The organism is Synechocystis sp. PCC 6803 substr. PCC-P (assembly GCF_000284455.1).
Classification (GTDB): Bacteria; Cyanobacteriota; Cyanobacteriia; order Cyanobacteriales; family Microcystaceae; genus Synechocystis.
In genome coordinates this window covers 1,179,989-1,197,453 of record NC_017039.1, presented here as the reverse complement: position 1 = coordinate 1,197,453, position 17,465 = coordinate 1,179,989, and the positions used below count along the sequence as shown (strand labels likewise).

The following is a 17,465-nucleotide window of genomic DNA, read 5'->3' as shown; positions in this document are numbered from 1 at the left end:
TTGATTTTCAACTATGCACTGGCAAAACTTTGTTGTCTAGGAATGAAAATCATAGCTTTCCACTAAATGAAAACTGTGGTGTAATCCAGTTTGCTCAATAGTATCATTGACCATTTCCTGGGTACCCACTAAAAATATTTCCACGCCACTGCCCATTTTTTGTTTGGCAAAAACTAAGATACGTAAACCGGCACTGGACATATATTCCAATTGATCCATCATTAACACTAGTTTTGAAATTTCTGCTTGGGCAACTTCTTCGATTTTTTCCTTAAACAAAGGAGCAGTACCGCCGTCTAGTTCACCAATTAGGGTTAATTTAGCAGCGTTATTAATAATTTCCGATTCGATGTTGAAAGCCATGGTTTTTTACAAAAATCTAAATAATGGTGAATTGAAGGGAAAGGGAAATTTAAGACAATTTATTTAGCCAGTAAAATAACAACACTCCGATCGCCAATGAGTAGGGATGATTGGGAAGAGAGGGGGGGCTCCTGCCCAGGGGGATGGATATCTTCTGGAGGCTGGGCCCCTGTGTTGGCGAAAACGTGCCAAGTGGTGCCCACCGGGGGAGCTGGCAGTTCAAACCAAAGACTTTCGTAATGCATATTCATGGCCACATAAATTTGATTATCCTTAACTCGGCCACCTTTGGCATGGCGACCACAAAGCATAAAAGCTAAAACTCGGCTATCGGCGGACCAGTCAGCGTGCCAGGGCTTGACTCCGTGCCAACTAATATCGGGAAATCCCACACCAAGGTAATCGCAGTTTTGGAAATGTTCACTGTTGCGTAATACAGGGTGGGCTAGACGGAAAGCAATGCAGTGTTTGACAAACCGAAACCAAGCCTGGTTTTGTTCAAGTAAATGCCAATTGAGCCAATTGAAAGGGGAATCGTGGCAATAGGTATTATTGTTGCCGTCTTGGGTTTTGCCCATTTCGTCTCCCATCAACAGCATGGGCACCCCCTGACTCACCAACAAAATGGCGATCGCATTCCGCATTTGCCGGGCCCGGAGTCTGAGGATATCAGGGTTATCGGTGGGACCTTCTACCCCGCAGTTCCAACTGTAATTGTCGTTGGCTCCATCATTGCCATTTTCCCCGTTAGCGTAATTATGTTTGCCGTTATAGGCCACCAAATCCGCCAGGGTAAAGCCGTCGTGGGCCGTCACAAAATTGATCGAAGTGGAGGGAGGTCGTCCGGCTCCTTGATAAAGGTCGGGGGAACCCTGTAGCCTTTGGGCCATTTCCCCAATTACCCCCGCATCTCCTTTAATAAATTTTCGCACCGTATCTCGGTATTTCCCATTCCATTCGGCCCAGCGGCCATAACTGGGAAAAGATCCTACTTGGTATAGCCCACCGGCATCCCAGGCTTCAGCAATAAGTTTGGAACGGGCCAAAATGGGATCAAAGGCCAGGGTTTCCAAAAGAGGGGGATTGGCCAAGGGGTAGCCCCAGGGATCCCTTCCCAAAATAGAGGCTAAATCAAAGCGAAAACCATCAATATGAAATTCCGCTGTCCAGTATCGCAGACAGTCCAGCACCATGCCCCGCACAATGGGATTATTGCAGTTTAAGGTATTGCCAGTGCCACTAAAGTTGAAATAGTAACCCTCCGGGGTGAGCATGTAATAGGTTTTGTTATCCAATCCTCGAAAGGAAATGGTGGGGCCCCGTTCATTGCCCTCCGCCGTATGGTTAAAAACCACATCCAAAATGACGGAAATACCTACTTTATGCAGTTCCTTGACTAAGTTTTTCAACTCGTCAATCTGCATGCCGAATTTACCGGTGGCAGCGTAACCCGCTTTAGGTGCAAAAAAGTTAACGGTGCTATAACCCCAGTAGTTAACTAAAAATTCCCCCGTTTCTGGGTGGTAACGACTATGTTCAAACTCATCAAACTCGAATATCGGCATTAATTCGATGGTATTAACACCCAATTCCTGTAGATAGGGAATTTTGCTGAGAATGCCGGCGAAGGTGCCCCGGTGATTTTCCTTTACTCCGGAGGAAGGATCTTTGGTGAAACCCCGCACATGCATTTCATAAATGACCATGTCTTCGAGGGGAACATCCAGGGGGGAATCGTTTTCCCAATCAAAATCGTCAAAGCTGAGGCGGCCCCGGTGTTGATAAATATCGTCCCAATTGGGTTGGGTGCCCCAAACATCCCGGCCACTGACCACTTTGGCGTAGGGATCAAGAAGGACTTTACTGGGGTCAAACCAATGGCCCTGCTGGAAGTTATTGGGGCCTTCCATGCGATAGCCGTATTCCAGATTCTCAAAATCCAGGTCAAACACCACCATGCAATAGACATTACCAATGCGAAAAGATTCTGGAAAGGGAATCTCCACAAAGGGCTGGGGAGCCCGCTTCTCGAACAGTACTAGGGTGCAAGCGGTGCTATGGCTAGAGTAAATGGAAAAATTAACTCCCCCCGGCACAATGGTGGCCCCAAAGGGAAAGGGCTGGCCACAGCGGAGTTTGTAACCGTTAGCGGTGTGGGTGGGATGAATATCTATGCGTTCCATGGTGTCCTGCTAAAATGCCTCTTTGCCTTCGGCTAGGGTGGGACGGGTGGTGAAAAAGTCAAGAAATCCGGTCACGGCCATGGTGTCGATCAACTCCTCCGAAAGCCCTACTAATACTAATTGGGCTGAGTTGGCGGTGGTTTGGCGGTAGAGATAGAGCAAAAGCCGTAACCCCGCGCTGGACATATAGGGCACAGCGGTCATGTCCAGAAGAATTTTTGACCCCGGTTCCGCTAGGGGCAGAATCACTTCATGGATTTTCGGGGCCGTGTTGGCGTCCACTTCCCCGCTAAGGGTGACAACGGTAATGTCTTCCTGTTGATTAATTTGAATATCCATGGGGCTTAGGCAGTGGGGACTAAACGAACTTTGATTTTGACCCGTTCTTGGCTGTCGGGTAAGGTCACAGTTAAGCCCTGGGCATCGAAATTTTCATAGGGTTTGCCGTCAATTTCCACACTGGCGATCGCCACACTGCCAGGGGGAAGAATATCCGGGGATACCCGCAGAATACCGTCGGGGAAACCGTTAGGCAAGGGTTTGAAATAGAAATCCATGGGGTGCTTGGTGATCAGAAAATTGGTGTACACCGCCGCTAGATAACAAAGTTCAAAGGAATGGTAACCACTCATGGAGTGACTACCCTTAGCCCGTTCATTACCCCCCGCTAGGTAGGGAATGCCGTTGGCAAGGACGTTAAAGTAAATGCCCCCATCTTCTAAATCTAGGAACCAAGCGTTATAGAAAGCGGACGCCTCCTGGCCATGGCGGTGGTATTCTTCATCGTCCAAAATACCAGCCAAAATTAGATAGGCCAAAATCGCCTGTTCCTGTTGCCACCAGGCTTTGCGGTCATGCCAAACAAATTGATGGCAACGGCTATGGTTATCCAACAACCTTTCTACCACGTCGTACCAGCCGCCCCGCTGTTGGTCACTACCTACCGCCGGCATCAGGTCAGCAATTTTCTTGGCTAACTCCACATATTTTTCTTTGGACTTGAGGCTATTCATCCGCATCAAATTCCAGGCAATTTTGAGGTTGTGCCCCACCACAGCCCGATTTTGTTGCCAGCCCCAAGTGGTGTCGTGGCTCCAGTCTTCGTAAAAACGTTCTTGCACAAAGGGGCTATGGTCGTAGTCCGGGAAATATTTCTCAATGGTGTCGAAGGTATATTCCAACATATCGGCATATTTTTGCTCCCCGGTGGCCAACCATAGGTTAATTAGATAAGCCGGAGCGTGATCCCCCACGGAGTTCCAGTTCTTCCGGGCTTTGTTGGGACCGAGGGATTCACTGCGGGGATCCAACATCAAAGGGTCGAGATGGGAAAAGTACCCCCCATATTCGCTCTTGTCTAGGAAAAATTTGTCGAACAGTTTAATGGTCTGTTCTGCGTCATGGAGAATACGACGATCGCCAGTGCAACGGTAGGTCTGGATGGGGCCGGCTAAAGCGTAGATTTGTTCGTAGGCAGGAATAGCATCGTAATCATCGCCAAATTCGGACGCAAAGATTTTTTGTTCTTTTTCCCCCTGCACATCAATGGCGTGGTACCAGTAAATAATGTCTTCGTCCTTATCGACAAAGCGCATATGCTCCCGTAAATACTCCGTACCTTTTTCCGCCGCCTCCAAAAATTGGTCATCCCCGGTCATCATAAAGGCGGGAGCAAAGCCGTACACCAGGCGGGAAATGGTATCCGTTTCTTGGCGAAAATTCACCGTTGACCGCTCCCCACTCATGGACAAATCGGTGCGGTAATGGCGGTAATCAATCTCCCCGTCGCCAAATTGGGCTTTGATAAAAAACTTACCGAGGGAGTTTACCTGTTTAATCCACCAATCCTGTTTCTCAAACACGTATTCCGCTGGCTTTTTGCCTGCAAAGACCACCTGTTTCCCGTCAAAAATAGCCGTATCAGGGTAAAAAACGCCGTAAACGTAGAGAAATCGCCCTGGGGTTAACCAAGTCCGCATAGTGCCGGTGGCATCGGGATAACCTTCATCAAAGTTTTGGATCACTTTGGCGTAGGCCATGGGACTAAGTTTGACCTGAAACTCTTGGCCGTCGGAGGTTTTCAGACCAAAAATATCCGCTTCTTGGTCGTAACTTGTCACATAACCTGCAATCAGATCGGAAAAAGGAAAGTTAATTTTGGGACTCATATGTTGATGCCACGGGAAGGACGGAAAGGTTTTTAAGCTTCGATTTGCTCAACAAAAGTTTTGACAAATTCTTCAATCATGCCTGGATGTTTGCCGGTAATTAGATCGCCGTCAATTACCAACTCGGCGGTCTGATCCTCTTCATACACCACATCCGCTCCAGCATTTTCCACGTCACAAATAATGTTGTGGGCGCAGGTGACTTTTTTATCTTTAAGCAGATCGGGATCGGCGCAAAATAGCCATAAACTATGGCAAATGGTTCCCAGCTTTAACCCTTCAGTGGCCGCTGCTTTACGGAGAAAAATAACTGCGGGGGCTTGATTTTTTTCACCTTTTTTGACGGTGGCTTGGTACCGCAAGCGATCCATGGCGTAGGCCCCAATGGCAATAATGCCCTTGTAATCTTTGGGGTCAATATCATTCACTTCCGTGGTTACGGTGACGTGGTATTCCACTTGGTCATTTTCTGGGTTAGAACCAAACTTCAGTTCCGGTTGTCCCCACAAATGGCTGATATATTCCACTTCATAGCCCTGGGCGGGAAAATACTCATTAAACCAGCGATATTCAGTGCCATCAAAATGTTCTTCGATTAAGACACCAATCTTACCTTTTGTTGTGGTCATAAAGCTCCTAATTTGATGAGGAATAAATTTCTCCGAGGTTGGGAACCAGGGGGGATTTTTAAAAGTTATCTAAGAATTTTGCTCGAAAATTTCTTTTAGGGCGGCAAAAGCTCCAGCGGCTTTATTAAAGCCACCATAAACACACATGAAGGAGAGCACTTCTTCAATTTCTTCCTTAGTAGCACCCTGTTTTAGGGCCATATCCACATGGGCTTGAAAAGGGCCACTGAGGGTCTGATTAGCCACATCCACCGCAATGACAATTAGGGCTTTAGTTTTTTGATCAATTAATGGTAAACCCCAGGCTTCCCCCGCTACCCTGGTGCAAAAATCACCAAATTTAGGATTAATCCCACCCAGACCTGCCTGGAGGTCTTTATCATCCAGCACAGCGTTTTTAAACTCACTCATGGGGCTAACTCCTAGGTAGTGATTAGTTTTAGTAAACTATCAGGAGCAAACACGTCCCGATAAAAAGTGAGTTGTTCTGTTTTTAAATAACAGCCACCCCGGTGACCCCGGCGCACCCAGGTGACATTGCCCTTGGCGATCGTTTCGTGGGTTTCATCGTCCACACATTTCCATTCAAAGAAAGTATGTTCACCGTAAAACATGACAATGGGCCAGACCATGGTAACCCCAGGCTGAGCAATTAAAGCCCACCAATGTTTTTCCCGTTCCTGTTGTTGTTCCAGGCCAGAGTAGGGACCATCTTGGCAAAAGTAAACCAAATCTTCCCGGTATTCCCCGGTTAAAATATCTCCCCGACCCTGTCGCAAAGCTTCACAGTGGGTTGGCCACCAATCTTTGTTTTCCTGTTCAATAACTTCCAGGGTGTAAGAATCATCGATCGCCGGTAGGGTGGCTTCCTTTTGGGCTACGTAGGCAATGCCTTCAGCGATTAATTTCTCCTTGAGGGTATCGGGCACAAGGCCGGGCTGCGAATAGTCCGCTTTCAAACCTAAGTAGTAATTTTTTCTTGATGACATAGATGATTTGCCAAGATAACTAAAAGTAATCAGTTTAATTTAAGCAAAGCGGGGGTCAGTTCCGACGGGTGACGGGCTTGAAAAAATTCACCTGTTCAGAACCAGAATACTCCGCACTCCGAAAGAAAAATTCAAAGAGAACTAATTTGGTGCAAAGCATAGCATAATCTCCCGACTAAATTGCCACTGTAACGAAATGTTACTGAGGAAATCCAGCTCGACCCATTTCGACGTTTTGCAGCTATCATTCCTTGACAATTAGTCAATAATTCTTGACATTTTAATTGTCCCTAGACTGTCCATTGGCGATCGCCAAAATTTAACCATGTAAATATTTGTAAACGTACTAAGCCTAAGCTAGGGAAGATTCCTATAATGCCTGATAATTGGCAAGATTGCGGCGATCAGCTGGCTTGATTTCCCCTGGGTACTTAATCAAGGTATAGCTGATATGACCTGGACAACTTATTAATATATCTGAACATGAGAGCTGATTTTTTTCTGTCTGATAACAGAGCAGCATTGCTAAAAAGGGGGCTGACCATTATCCTTTCCTTTTTGGTGTTTACTAGCATTTTCTTGCTGCCATCTCCCAGTTTGGCAGAGGATGTTAAGGGGGCGGACGATCCCATTGTCGTAGCGGGCAACATTAAGGTAAAACCCGATAAAAAAGAAGAATTTATTGCCCTATCCCAGACATTTATTGAGCCTTCTCGGTCGGAACCTGGCTGTATTTCCTACAGTTTTTATGAGGATGAAACGGAAGATAATTCTTTTCTTTTTTTTGAAGTTTGGCGGAATCGAGCGGCCCTCGACTATCATTTTCAAACCCCTTACTTCCATGAATTTGTGGAAAAATCTCCTGATTTATTAGCTAAGCCAGCCGAAATTAAGATTTATAAAATAGCCGAAACGCAGACATTGTAAGTTTTCCTCAAATCCTAGTCAACGTCATGAAAACTTTACGTTTATCCCCATTACTTTCCAAGTTGTGCCTCATTTTACTGATAGTTTTAGGCACTTTGACCATAGCAATTCCTAAAGCCTTGGCAATTTCTACGTTGGATAATTTTCCCCATCCCAACATAGAAAAAACAGAAAAAATTCTGGGACCAGCAGGGGAAATTTTTGAATTTTCCACTTGCAATGCCGATGGTATTGGTTTCACCATTGCGGAAGCCCAGATTCCCCCAGGGGCGGGACCACTACCTCACATCCATCATTACACCAATGAGTGGTTTTGGACTCCGAAAGGGGGACTGCAACTATTTCAAAGTGTGAAAGAGTACCCCGATTTGGAGAATCCCGCCACCGATGAACAGGCCGGCAATACCACTGTGTACACTGTTAATACTGAACCCAATCAGATCGTTTACGGGCCCAAATATCGAGTCCATGGCTTTGCCAATACCACCACAGAAACCCGTCCTTTGACCTTTATTTGGTTGGAAGACGGCATTTCTCCTGAATACGAATTGCATGACGGTGGCATCCGGGAATATTTCCAGGACGTGGGCATTCCCATCAAAGATTTAAAGCATTTGCCAGCTATCACAGAGGAATCCAAAATAGAATTTGTCAGCCATGCTCCCCTTTATGGTATTAACCAAAGCTACTACTTTTTTGAGTATGTAGATGGGGTTAGCGGCAAGCTACCAACGTCATTAACTAAGTTAGAAAATGATCAGAGCTTAAACCGGATTATCGATACTATCAATGCCTACAATCAAGGCGATGCAACTGTTAAATGCTTTTAATACTTTCAACAATTTCTGGGAAAATTTATGAGTAAAGAACTAGGCTTTGCCATTCTTGGCGGCTGGATCTTAGGAGTGATTTTTGGCTTTTTCAAACTCCCCTTGCCCGTTCCCCCTTTTGAAGGCTTAGTCGCTGCCGGAGCCTGTCTTTTAGGCCAAGTCACTTACACGTTTATCAAGCAAAAATTTGGTTTTTAAATCTAAATTAGCCTGGAGAAGCAATTATGCTATTGAAAGTCAAACTTTGGGGTATTGGTCTAGTTTTAACTCTGACGTTGGGGACTATTCTGTTTTTGCAAAATTTTAGCGTTGCCGCAGAAACAGAAATTCATACCTTTGACGATATTCCCATGCCCAAATTAGCGGATCCCCTGCTAATTTATACTCCTGCCAACGAAATTTTTGATATTGCTTCCTGTAGTGCCAAGGACATTGGTTTTGCCATCGCCCACGCCCAAATTCCCCCCGGAGGCGGCCCCATGCCCCATATTCATTACTTCATCAATGAATGGTTTTGGACTCCGGAAGGCGGTATTGAACTGTTCCACAGCACTAAACAATATCCCAATATGGACGAGTTACCTGTGGTCGGGGGAGCCGGTCGGGGAGATTTGTATAGCATTCAAAGCGAACCCAAACAATTGATTTATTCTCCCAACCATTACATGCATGGTTTTGTTAATCCTACGGATAAAACATTACCCATTGTTTTTGTTTGGATGCGTAATGAAGTTGCACCGGATTTTCCCTACCATGACGGTGGGATGCGGGAATATTTTCAAGCTGTGGGGCCCCGCATTACTGATTTGAACAATTTACCGGAATTGACCAATGCCCAAAGGGCGGCCTTTGCTTCGGAAGCTCCCAAATATGGGATTAATCAAAGTTCCTACTTTATGGAATATGTCAACACCATTAGTGACAAATTACCTGCCCAAATTGCCAAACTAAAAAATGATAAAGACTTAGAGCGTATGGTGGAGGTAATTGAAGCTTTTAACCGTGGTGATAAATCGGTAACCTGCTCATGATTTCTTCCCCCAAAATCAAGTTTGGAGTTCATACTTTTATCTGGAAAAAAGAATTTCTTGGTAATGAAGAATATGTTTTCCAAGATGCTAAAAGGTGGGGATTTGATGGGATAGAAATTGCCACCCATTATTTCGACCAAATTGATCCCCTCCAACTTAAAAGTTATGGCGAAAAGTATGGTGTAGAGCTAACCTTTTGCACCAGTTTACCCCGGGGTTTATCCTTGACTACCAAGGATGAAGACTGCTGGCGGGAATCCATTGCTTATCTGGAAAGGGCAATTAAATTCTGTCAACAATGCGGCATCATTCAACTCTCTGGGCCGTTCCCCCATCCTGTGGGTTATCTCAGTGGAGAACCTCTGCAAAAACGGGAAAATGTTCGCATGCAGGAGGCCTTTAAGCTGGTAGCGGAAACTCTGATCAAAACTGATCTGAAGTTTGCTGTGGAACCCCTGAATCGTTTTCAAGGTTATGCTTTAAATACTGTAGCTCAAGGCTTAGAATTGCTCGATGCAGTGGATTGTCCTCAACTGGGGCTATTACTGGATTTATTCCACATGAATATTGAAGAAAAGGATGTAATCAAAGCTTTTTTACAAGCGAGCAATCATTGTTTTCATATCCATGCCTGTGCCAAAGACCGGGGCACTCCCGGCAGTGATTCCTTTGCTTGGGGCCATTGGTTTAAAGCCTTACAAACCATGGATTACCAAGGTTGGGTCACCATTGAAAGTTTTAATTTTGAGGATAAGGAATTGGCTAATGGAGCCCGCTTGTGGCGCACGGTGGCTCCCAGTAATGAAGCCCTTGCCCAAGATGGACTGAAATTTTTGCGACAAACTTATCAAACTAACTAAATTTACTCAGTCAATAATCTATGAATAGCCCCTTTATTCCTATCGCCTTGCCATCAAGCTTTGAGCATACCTATACCGACGTTGAAGGAGTGAATCTTCATGCCATTGAAGGGGGAAGCGGGCAACCATTACTTCTACTGGGGGGCTGGCCCCAAACCTGCTACGTCTGGCGGCTATTGCTAGAACAATTGGGAGAGCATTTCCGGGTAATTGCCCTGGATATGAGGGGTCAGGGGGATTCCGATATTCCCGATGGCCCCTATGATTGCGGCACAGCGGCGAGGGAAATTAAAGCCTTTTTAGCCAAAAAAGAAATTAATTCTTTTTACTTAGTGGGTCATGATGTGGGGGCTTGGGTTGCCTTTACAGTGCTGAAATTTTTTCCAGAAGCTGTGCTGGGGGCAGGATTAATTGATGCAGCTATTCCCGGTTTGGTTAGTAACGATTTCTTCTCTGTGGTTAATGCACCAAAAGTTTGGCAGTTTTATTTTCATATGGTGCCGGATTTAGCTAGTAGTTTGGTTACAGGAAAAGAAAATGAATATCTCAGTTGGTATTTCACTAATAAATCTAAACGGAAGCAGAATCTTACCCCCGAAGTCATGGATTACTATGCTCGTTACTATAGTCGTCCTGGGGCAATGAAAGCTGGTTTTCTTTGGTACTCTGCCCTAGAGGAAACAACAAAGGCTAATACTCCCACGGCGGAGACGCATTTTAGTCAGCCAATTTTTACTATGGGGGGAGAATTTGCCACTAAATCTTTAATTTATAACGGTTTATCTCCCTATTGTGATGACATTACTGGTTACGTGATTGAACAGTGTGGCCATTACATTCCTGAGGAAGCACCGGAGGAAATTTTCCAGGCAATTTTAACCACTTTTGCAACCACCAAGGAGTCCTGAATTATGCAAAGAAGAGATCTGTTTAAATATGGCCTGGCCACCGGAGCCGGGGCGATCGCCAGTTACGCTTTGATGGGCAATAAGCCACTGTTGGCGCAACAATCTAGCAATAGGGGCGGTAAATTTTGGCCCGACAATATCCGTTTGCCTATTTCCCTGTCTTTAATGTTTGAAACAGGCAGTCAGCCGGCCAAAGGTGCTCCTACTCCCTTTGGAAACTTTACCCCGCCGCCGGATTACTACGATATGCCCACCATTACTTGGTACCGCTATGGCTATACGGAAGGGGTTCCCCGTATTCTCGATTTACTAGATAAGTACAAAATTAAAATCACTTCCCACATGTCTGGGCGCACGGTGGAAATGTATCCAGACCGGGCCAAGGAAATTGTCCAACGGGGCCATGAAGCGGCGGCCCATGGTTGGGATTGGGACAATGAATTTAATATGACCGCGCCCCAGGAAAGGGACTTTATTCAACGTAATGTGGACATAATCCTAAAAGTTACAGGACAGCGGGCAGTGGGCTACAATGCCCCGGGTTTACGGGGTTCTGTCAATATTCTTACTGTACTGAATGAATTGGGTTTTGTTTATCACATTGATGATGTCAGCCGGGATGAACCTTTCATTGTTAACCTCAACAACGGCAAATCTATCATGGTGGTGCCCTACGCCGTTTATCTGAATGATATTCGTGCTTATGAGGCCCGCTTCTTTTCCTCTGGCCAGTACTTAACCGAGTTGAAAAACTCTTTCGATCGCCTTTATGAGGAAGCTGCCTATCGACGACGGATGATGGCGGTAACAATGCACGATCGCCTGCAACGGCCGGAGCATGTTTATGTATTTGAAGATTTTCTTAAGTATGTGATGGCAAAACCAGGGGTGGCGTTTATGAAAAAAATTGACATTGCCAACTTTGCATTAAATGACCCCAATACCATTCGGGAAGATATTCAAAATGTTTATCCCAATGTGCCTAATTTTGTCCCTAGTGCCACCAGTTAATTAACAGAATAATTAGCCTAAAATATCCCAGCAATTTTGTTGTCAAACAAGGAATTTCACCATGCTCAAATTTACTTTTACTCCGCTATTAACTACCATTGCTTTAACGGGTTTAGCTCTACCAGCTTTGGCCCTAGAAGAAACCCCCGTTTTACCTGCGGAAATTGCCATTAAAGCGGCCCAGTCGGCGATCGCCGCTTGTCGTCAGGAAGGTTATGGGGTTACGGCCACCGTCGTCAATCCCGAAGGTAATGTGTTGGTGGTCATTCGTAGCGATGGGGCCCTTGTGCATACGGTGCAAACTTCATTCAATAAAGCCTATTCCGCCGTTACCCTAGCTACCAATCATAATTTGGACAGGACTTCTGGTATTTTGGCGTCAATGCAAGCAAAGGGAGCCCAGGGAGTGGGCACATGGCCCATGCCTGCCGATCCCCTCACGGGCATCACCCTTTTTCCCGGCGGAGTGACCTTGATTTCCCAGGGCAAAGTGGTGGGAGGCTTGGGGGTTTCCGGCACTCCCATTGGGATGGTGGACGAAGGTTGTGCCATTAAAGGTCGGGATGCTGTTCTGCCAGATTTACGTTAAGTGAAAATAGTTAAGAATCGGGCAAAAATATCAGTCTTCTTCCTATTTATTGCAACTCCAGCAAAATAATGGTGCCGTGGTAAGCGGCGATCGCCAAATTTTTGCCGTTGGGATGGAAAGATACACTGCCCAATCTTTCTAAATTGGGGTTATATTGCCCCAATAATTGTCCCTGTAAATTCCACACTCTTAAAATGCCATCGTCGGAAACGGTGGCAATTAAATTGTCTTGGTTGATGGCAACCCCAGTAACCCACCCATCATCAAGCACATCAATTTTTAATATTTCTTGGCCATCAAGATTAAACACCCGAGCTGTGCCATCAAAACCAGCTGTAACTAACAACTTACCATCTTGACTAAAATCGACATCATTGAGGCGACCTTGATCGGTTTCGATAATTCTTACAACTTTTCCAGCGGGATTTAGTAACGTAATTTCGCCAATATCTTGGGTGACAGCAATCAAGTTTGTCTGGGCATTAAAGTCCATATTACGACTCACCCCAGGACGAGTTACAGTAAACAGTGGTTCTTTAATGTTTGACCAACCTTCAATAGTGCCGTCATCGGAACTGGTGACTACCCCCATATCATCACTCAAGAAAACTACATCGGTAACAGCAGAAGTGTGGCCTAGAATTTCCCCCAATACATTGCCCTGCACATCCCAAATACGGGCAACACCGTTGTAGCCAGCGGTAATAATGGCTTTCCCGTCCCTGCTAAAGGCACCGTTAAAAATCATAGCTACAGGCTTACCAGCAAATTCCCGCACCAATTCTCCATCCGCTGTCCAAAGTTTAGCCAAACCATCGGTGGCAGTAGAGAGCAAATAATTGCCATCTTGACTGTAATGAATTTGAATAATTGCTTCCCCTTTGAGCGTATGACCCTGGTAACTTTTAATAACTTCTAGCTGAATGGGGGATTGGTTTACACTCCGCGCTACAGGGGCGTTATTAACCGAGGGCGTTTTAGCAATAACCTGGGCGCCCGCGAAACTAATGGTTAATCCCAGTAAAAAACTAACTAGAAATTTATGTTTCATCTTGCTATTAATCCTTAATAAGATAAATTAAAAACCCAAACCTGTCCCTGACTGCTGGTGGCCGCTAACTGCTTGCCATCGGGAGAAAAACTCAAGCTAGTTAAGCGGGCATTAACCAACGGTAATTCATAAATTAATTGACCATCTTTTTGCCAAAATCTAATCGTACCGTCGTCACTGGCGGTGGCTAGCCATTCACCTTTAGGATAGAACTGGGCACTGTTAACCCAACCGGTGGGCACAACTTTATATTCATGGATTAATTCCCCTGCTAAATTCCATAACTTGGCAGAACCATTAATGCCTGAAGTTAATAATTGTTCACCATTCGGACTAAAGTTAACATTATTAATTCGCCCTTGGCCTGTGGAAATTTCCCGTTCAATTTTGCCGTTGGGATTAATTAAATGGAGGGAACCGCTATCGGAAACACTAGCAATTAAAAGTCCCTGGGGATGGTACGCCAAATTTCGAGCTGTACCTGATTTTAAAACACTAGCTATTTCTTGACCTTGGCGGGTAAAAATTTTAGTTTGGCCATCATCAGAACAGGTGACAATAATTTGACTGTCGGGACTAAATATGGCATCGGCCACCGCTGCTCGATGGGGCTGTTGTTCCTCCAGTAGCTCCCCCTGCAAATTCCACAAGCGAATGGTACCGTCATAGCCAGTGGTGATTAAAATTTGGCGATCGGGGGAAAGACGAGCATTGAACATGGGGGGCTTTTGACCCTGTAGTTGCCCCAGCATTTCCCCTTCTTTAGTCCATAAAGTGCCCACGCCATCTGCGGCCGCCGTTAGTAAAAATTGTCCGTCGGGACTAAAATGGATACGGTTAATAGCCACATCAGACCCCGTAAATTGTCGCTCAAGATTTAGCTTAATGCCAGATTGATTAACCACCGGCGCAGAAACTTTAACTTCTGCTGTAACTATTTCTTCCTTGATTAAAAAAAGGCTGAAAGTTAGTAAAAATACAGGAAAAATACGCATTTAAAAAATCCTGAATTGAGAATAAAAACTGAAATATTTTTTTGAAAAAAAGTCTAATTATGTAGAGATTAAATTCAATTTATCCTTCATTGGGATAGCAAGCTTCCCCCTGGTCGAACAGGGCTTGGAGTTCCTCGATGTTATCGGGATGAATAAAAACAGAACCCCGCTCATTGTAATAATCCTTAGTTCCCACAAAGCCGCCGGTGATATCGTGGGGAATTCCCCAAAGGGCTGTTTGTAAAAACTCTTTCTGTGCCAAGGGGATGGACTGGTTGCTGTTGGATCCATCAAGGTTATCAATTCCTTCAAATCGTTCGGAAATGCCATAGCCAGGAGCCCAAACATTATAAAAACCCCGGACTTCCGCTTTCCCCGGAGTTTCATTACGAAAATAATGCACCATCCCCCTAGGAGAAAAAATTATTTCCCCTTGATCTTCGAGAACGGAACCAACTTTAATGGGGTCAACATTAATCCCAGGAATTTGACCGACTTGTAACGGGGCCTGAAATTCCTGAGAACTATAAAGCCGAACTTGGGATGGTTCCGTAGAAAAAAACCACTCATCGGAAGCGTAATGAAAATGGGGCGGCGGACCAGCATTAGGGGTTAAGATAGCCTCCGCCATTTGATACAAGCCACAGGTATCAGCCGGTGTTCTCAACATAATTAATACGTCTTTGCCTGGAGTTTCGAAAGCCACAGGATCTTTAAGAAATCTGGGCATGGTTAATTTCAAACCCGTATCGGGAAAATCATAAACAATTCGTTCCTGAATGCCTCGAATATTGCTCGCCGATGGTGTATAGATATTTTGATTATCTAAAGTTGCAACGGCTTTAGCTGTTTGTAAGGTGGTAACGGTGGCAACAGTGACAACAAAGATAATAACTAAAGTAATAAGGGAATTAGACAAAAATCCAGCTAAAAAATTAACCTGTTTCATGGAAAATATTTCGATGGCTTTAGTGAGATACTTTTCTTTATATTTCGCTTGATCGTCTTCCGTAAAAAAAGCTTAAGGGTTACCAACCATGGACAAGGGTAAAAGTTTAAGGCACTAAACGGGATTTAATTTTTTCAATACCTTTCAGACCACAGGTTTGGTCTAAATTACCATTGGGTGAACCAGAAACGCCGATCGCCGCCACTAATTGGTCTCCCACTTTAATGGCTGAGCCGCCGGTGCTAAAACTAAGACCAGTAATAGGATTGGGAGCCAAGGGCACAGAACCCACAGGCAAAGGAGCTGGGGTCATCTTTTGGGCGATCGCCCCAGTGGAATCTTGCCCAGTGATGGGGCCCAGGGTAATCAAAGTAAAGGCTTTATAAAAACTATTTTCGATGGTGTGGGGGGTGGCGTCATCTCCCCGAATTACAGCTTGTACTAAACCTTCTCGATTGACCACCGTGGCGGTGACGTTATAACCATCCTGTTGACAGGTATTGACCGCTTCCATGGCCGCTTCTACTGCTAGGCTTATGGGCAATTGATAATAGGTTTTTAGGGCTAGGGCGTCAGGAACAAGGGCTAAAGATAAACCAAGGGAAATCCCCAACACTAAACAAGGCTGGAAAAAACGTTTGCTCACTTTCACAGAAATTTGCCTCTAGTTAGTGAAATAATCCTAATTTTACTCATAGTTAAGACTTTTAAAAAATTGATTTTGTGCCGCCGCAACAGGGTAAACTACGACGGGAATCTAATCATTAAGATTAATCATACTTATTTTTTGGCAATTCAACGATCTGTATCACTAATTGAGTTGCTTAAATGAAAAATTTCTTGCTTTGGCTAGAACCTATTAGAACCCATTGCCCAATGGCGATCGCCAGCTTGAACTTATGTTTTGGCAGATACTCCAGGCAATTTTAAACCAAAATCTAACTCCACTTACATAATTTGTACTTAGTTTACGAAACGTATCTAAATTTTGGGGACTTAATTAGGCTAATCGTTGTAATGTTTTAACTGATATTCCCGGAGACATGCCCATGGCCATCGATATTAGCAACAAAACAGTTCTGGTTACTGGTGCCAATCGGGGGATAGGCAAAGTACTGGTGGAGTCTTTTTTGGAGCATGGGGCCGCAAAAGTGTACGCCGCCGTCAGAAAGTTGGAAAGCGCCGCTTTCTTAGTGGACAAATATGGCAATAAAATAGTCCCTATTTTGATCGATCTAGCAGACCCAGAATCCATTGCCGCCGCTGCCCAAACCGCCACAGATGTGGAAATTGTGGTCAATAATGCCGGGGTGCAAAAAGTTGCAAATCCCCTGGCCGAAGAGGCGATCGCCTGCTTGAAATTTGAAATGGAGACCAATGTGTATGGGTTGATCTCCATGGCCCAAGCCTTTGCTCCAGTGCTCAAAGCCAATGGAGGGGGAGCTTTTGTGCAACTCAACTCAGTAGTTTCCCTCAAGTCATTCTGCAATGTTGCTACTTATTCTGCTTCCAAAGCCGCAGCCTATTCCATTACCCAGGCATTGCGGGAAGTTCTGGCTGGACAAGGCACTCTGGTTCAGAGCGTCCATCCTGGCCCCATCGCCACCGAAATGACCCATGCTTCTGGCCGGGCTGATATTGCCGAATCCCCCACCCTAGTGGCGGAAGCTATTATTGCTGCACTACAATCTGGCGAGTTTCACGTTTTTCCCAACGACACCATGGCGAAAGGAATGGGCGATGCCTATCAAAGCTTTGGCAAAAATGTGATTGAGGTCAGCTTTGATTGAAAATTAGACTTTATAATTCAGAGCTAAATGATGGGGAATATCAGTTATGAAACATTCACGGAGAAATTTTTTCGCTTTGGCAGGGGCCAGTTCCCTTCTGGCGATAAACGACTTTTTGAAGGGGCTTGCCCAGGGCGCTCAAGGCGGGGGACTCGCACCATATTAAGGTCTTGCCGTGGTAAATGTGAATAA

Annotated in this window: 20 protein-coding genes; 9 read left to right on the top strand and 11 right to left on the bottom strand. The window is 45.2% G+C overall.

Going from position 1 to position 17,465, the window contains the following annotated elements; genetic code table 11:
* Positions 1 to 36: 36 nt before the first annotated feature.
* The 7 genes from SYNPCCP_RS05595 to SYNPCCP_RS05565 form a co-directional block, all read right to left on the bottom strand.
* Entirely contained in the window at positions 37 to 363 is a 327-nt protein-coding gene (locus SYNPCCP_RS05595) for an anti-sigma factor antagonist (RefSeq protein ID WP_010872283.1), read from the bottom strand.
* Between the two features lie 59 nt (positions 364 to 422).
* Entirely contained in the window at positions 423 to 2,546 is a 2,124-nt protein-coding gene (gene glgX, locus SYNPCCP_RS05590; protein WP_010872282.1) for a glycogen debranching protein GlgX, read from the bottom strand.
* Between the two features lie 9 nt (positions 2,547 to 2,555).
* Positions 2,556 to 2,885, bottom strand: coding sequence for an anti-sigma factor antagonist (locus SYNPCCP_RS05585; protein ID WP_010872281.1), 330 nt, complete (start codon positions 2,883 to 2,885; stop codon positions 2,556 to 2,558).
* 5 nt (positions 2,886 to 2,890) lie between these two features.
* Complete coding sequence (locus tag SYNPCCP_RS05580) at positions 2,891 to 4,714, bottom strand: AGE family epimerase/isomerase (protein ID WP_014407095.1); 1,824 nt, start codon at positions 4,712 to 4,714, stop codon at positions 2,891 to 2,893.
* A gap of 32 nt (positions 4,715 to 4,746) precedes the next feature.
* Positions 4,747 to 5,343: a DJ-1/PfpI family protein gene (locus SYNPCCP_RS05575; RefSeq protein WP_010872279.1), complete on the bottom strand. Its 597-nt coding sequence runs from the start codon at positions 5,341 to 5,343 to the stop codon at positions 4,747 to 4,749.
* A 69-nt stretch (positions 5,344 to 5,412) separates the two neighbouring features.
* Positions 5,413 to 5,754 carry a carboxymuconolactone decarboxylase family protein gene (locus SYNPCCP_RS05570; protein ID WP_010872278.1) on the bottom strand — a complete coding sequence of 114 codons (342 nt, stop codon included), beginning with the start codon at positions 5,752 to 5,754 and terminating at the stop codon, positions 5,413 to 5,415.
* Between the two features lie 11 nt (positions 5,755 to 5,765).
* A complete protein-coding gene (locus tag SYNPCCP_RS05565; protein WP_010872277.1) occupies positions 5,766 to 6,332 on the bottom strand; it encodes a hypothetical protein in 567 nt (188 codons plus the stop codon).
* 483 nt (positions 6,333 to 6,815) lie between these two features.
* Here SYNPCCP_RS05565 and SYNPCCP_RS05560 point away from each other — a divergent pair, with 483 nt between their 5' ends.
* The 8 genes from SYNPCCP_RS05560 (at position 6,816) to SYNPCCP_RS05530 (ending at position 12,488) form a co-directional block, all read left to right on the top strand.
* A complete protein-coding gene (locus tag SYNPCCP_RS05560) occupies positions 6,816 to 7,259 on the top strand; it encodes a putative quinol monooxygenase (RefSeq protein WP_010872276.1) in 444 nt (147 codons plus the stop codon).
* Between the two features lie 26 nt (positions 7,260 to 7,285).
* Positions 7,286 to 8,089, top strand: coding sequence for a cupin domain-containing protein (locus SYNPCCP_RS05555; protein ID WP_010872275.1), 804 nt, complete (start codon positions 7,286 to 7,288; stop codon positions 8,087 to 8,089).
* Positions 8,090 to 8,116: 27 nt separating this feature from the next.
* The gene (locus tag SYNPCCP_RS17415) at positions 8,117 to 8,287 is read left to right on the top strand and encodes a hypothetical protein (RefSeq protein WP_020861642.1); all 171 of its coding nucleotides are present in this window, start codon (positions 8,117 to 8,119) and stop codon (positions 8,285 to 8,287) included.
* Positions 8,288 to 8,313: 26 nt separating this feature from the next.
* Entirely contained in the window at positions 8,314 to 9,120 is an 807-nt protein-coding gene (locus tag SYNPCCP_RS05550; protein ID WP_010872274.1) for a cupin domain-containing protein, read from the top strand.
* Positions 9,117 to 9,980 carry a sugar phosphate isomerase/epimerase gene (locus SYNPCCP_RS05545; RefSeq protein ID WP_010872273.1) on the top strand — a complete coding sequence of 288 codons (864 nt, stop codon included), beginning with the start codon at positions 9,117 to 9,119 and terminating at the stop codon, positions 9,978 to 9,980. Before SYNPCCP_RS05550 ends, SYNPCCP_RS05545 begins: the two co-directional genes overlap by 4 nt.
* Positions 9,981 to 10,000: 20 nt before the next feature.
* A complete protein-coding gene (locus SYNPCCP_RS05540) occupies positions 10,001 to 10,888 on the top strand; it encodes an alpha/beta fold hydrolase (RefSeq protein WP_010872272.1) in 888 nt (295 codons plus the stop codon).
* A gap of 3 nt (positions 10,889 to 10,891) precedes the next feature.
* Positions 10,892 to 11,899, top strand: coding sequence for a polysaccharide deacetylase family protein (locus tag SYNPCCP_RS05535; protein WP_010872271.1), 1,008 nt, complete (start codon positions 10,892 to 10,894; stop codon positions 11,897 to 11,899).
* Positions 11,900 to 11,960: 61 nt separating this feature from the next.
* Entirely contained in the window at positions 11,961 to 12,488 is a 528-nt protein-coding gene (locus SYNPCCP_RS05530) for a heme-binding protein (RefSeq protein ID WP_010872270.1), read from the top strand.
* 46 nt (positions 12,489 to 12,534) lie between these two features.
* On the opposite strand, the gene SYNPCCP_RS05525 is transcribed toward SYNPCCP_RS05530, so the two are convergent.
* The 4 genes from SYNPCCP_RS05525 to SYNPCCP_RS05510 form a co-directional block, all read right to left on the bottom strand.
* Entirely contained in the window at positions 12,535 to 13,539 is a 1,005-nt protein-coding gene (locus SYNPCCP_RS05525) for a WD40 repeat domain-containing protein (protein ID WP_010872269.1), read from the bottom strand.
* Between the two features lie 14 nt (positions 13,540 to 13,553).
* Positions 13,554 to 14,534, bottom strand: a complete 981-nt coding sequence (locus SYNPCCP_RS05520) for a WD40 repeat domain-containing protein (protein ID WP_010872268.1) — start codon at positions 14,532 to 14,534, stop codon at positions 13,554 to 13,556.
* A 79-nt stretch (positions 14,535 to 14,613) separates the two neighbouring features.
* Positions 14,614 to 15,483, bottom strand: coding sequence for a hypothetical protein (locus SYNPCCP_RS05515; RefSeq protein WP_010872267.1), 870 nt, complete (start codon positions 15,481 to 15,483; stop codon positions 14,614 to 14,616).
* A gap of 106 nt (positions 15,484 to 15,589) precedes the next feature.
* Positions 15,590 to 16,129, bottom strand: coding sequence for a heme-binding protein (locus SYNPCCP_RS05510; RefSeq protein ID WP_231848051.1), 540 nt, complete (start codon positions 16,127 to 16,129; stop codon positions 15,590 to 15,592).
* Positions 16,130 to 16,532: 403 nt separating this feature from the next.
* Here SYNPCCP_RS05510 and SYNPCCP_RS05505 point away from each other — a divergent pair, with 403 nt between their 5' ends.
* Positions 16,533 to 17,273: an SDR family oxidoreductase gene (locus SYNPCCP_RS05505; RefSeq protein ID WP_020861641.1), complete on the top strand. Its 741-nt coding sequence runs from the start codon at positions 16,533 to 16,535 to the stop codon at positions 17,271 to 17,273.
* The last annotated feature ends 192 nt before the right edge of the window (positions 17,274 to 17,465 follow it).

Excerpts from the sequence above, each read along its gene's own strand:
- SYNPCCP_RS05585 (WP_010872281.1), bottom strand. The coding sequence starts at position 2,885 with ATGGATATTCAAATTAATCAACAGGAAGACATTACCGTTGTCACCCTT.
- SYNPCCP_RS05560 (WP_010872276.1), top strand. The coding sequence starts at position 6,816 with ATGAGAGCTGATTTTTTTCTGTCTGATAACAGAGCAGCATTGCTAAAA.
- SYNPCCP_RS05545 (WP_010872273.1), top strand. The coding sequence starts at position 9,117 with ATGATTTCTTCCCCCAAAATCAAGTTTGGAGTTCATACTTTTATCTGG.
- SYNPCCP_RS05575 (WP_010872279.1), bottom strand. The coding sequence starts at position 5,343 with ATGACCACAACAAAAGGTAAGATTGGTGTCTTAATCGAAGAACATTTT.
- SYNPCCP_RS05550 (WP_010872274.1), top strand. The coding sequence starts at position 8,314 with ATGCTATTGAAAGTCAAACTTTGGGGTATTGGTCTAGTTTTAACTCTG.
- SYNPCCP_RS17415 (WP_020861642.1), top strand. The coding sequence starts at position 8,117 with ATGAGTAAAGAACTAGGCTTTGCCATTCTTGGCGGCTGGATCTTAGGA.
- SYNPCCP_RS05570 (WP_010872278.1), bottom strand. The coding sequence starts at position 5,754 with ATGAGTGAGTTTAAAAACGCTGTGCTGGATGATAAAGACCTCCAGGCA.
- SYNPCCP_RS05555 (WP_010872275.1), top strand. The coding sequence starts at position 7,286 with ATGAAAACTTTACGTTTATCCCCATTACTTTCCAAGTTGTGCCTCATT.
- SYNPCCP_RS05565 (WP_010872277.1), bottom strand. The coding sequence starts at position 6,332 with ATGTCATCAAGAAAAAATTACTACTTAGGTTTGAAAGCGGACTATTCG.
- SYNPCCP_RS05580 (WP_014407095.1), bottom strand. The coding sequence starts at position 4,714 with ATGAGTCCCAAAATTAACTTTCCTTTTTCCGATCTGATTGCAGGTTAT.
- SYNPCCP_RS05515 (WP_010872267.1), bottom strand. The coding sequence starts at position 15,483 with ATGAAACAGGTTAATTTTTTAGCTGGATTTTTGTCTAATTCCCTTATT.
- SYNPCCP_RS05535 (WP_010872271.1), top strand. The coding sequence starts at position 10,892 with ATGCAAAGAAGAGATCTGTTTAAATATGGCCTGGCCACCGGAGCCGGG.
- SYNPCCP_RS05540 (WP_010872272.1), top strand. The coding sequence starts at position 10,001 with ATGAATAGCCCCTTTATTCCTATCGCCTTGCCATCAAGCTTTGAGCAT.
- SYNPCCP_RS05505 (WP_020861641.1), top strand. The coding sequence starts at position 16,533 with ATGGCCATCGATATTAGCAACAAAACAGTTCTGGTTACTGGTGCCAAT.
- SYNPCCP_RS05530 (WP_010872270.1), top strand. The coding sequence starts at position 11,961 with ATGCTCAAATTTACTTTTACTCCGCTATTAACTACCATTGCTTTAACG.
- glgX (WP_010872282.1), bottom strand. The coding sequence starts at position 2,546 with ATGGAACGCATAGATATTCATCCCACCCACACCGCTAACGGTTACAAA.
- SYNPCCP_RS05520 (WP_010872268.1), bottom strand. The coding sequence starts at position 14,534 with ATGCGTATTTTTCCTGTATTTTTACTAACTTTCAGCCTTTTTTTAATC.
- SYNPCCP_RS05595 (WP_010872283.1), bottom strand. The coding sequence starts at position 363 with ATGGCTTTCAACATCGAATCGGAAATTATTAATAACGCTGCTAAATTA.
- SYNPCCP_RS05525 (WP_010872269.1), bottom strand. The coding sequence starts at position 13,539 with ATGAAACATAAATTTCTAGTTAGTTTTTTACTGGGATTAACCATTAGT.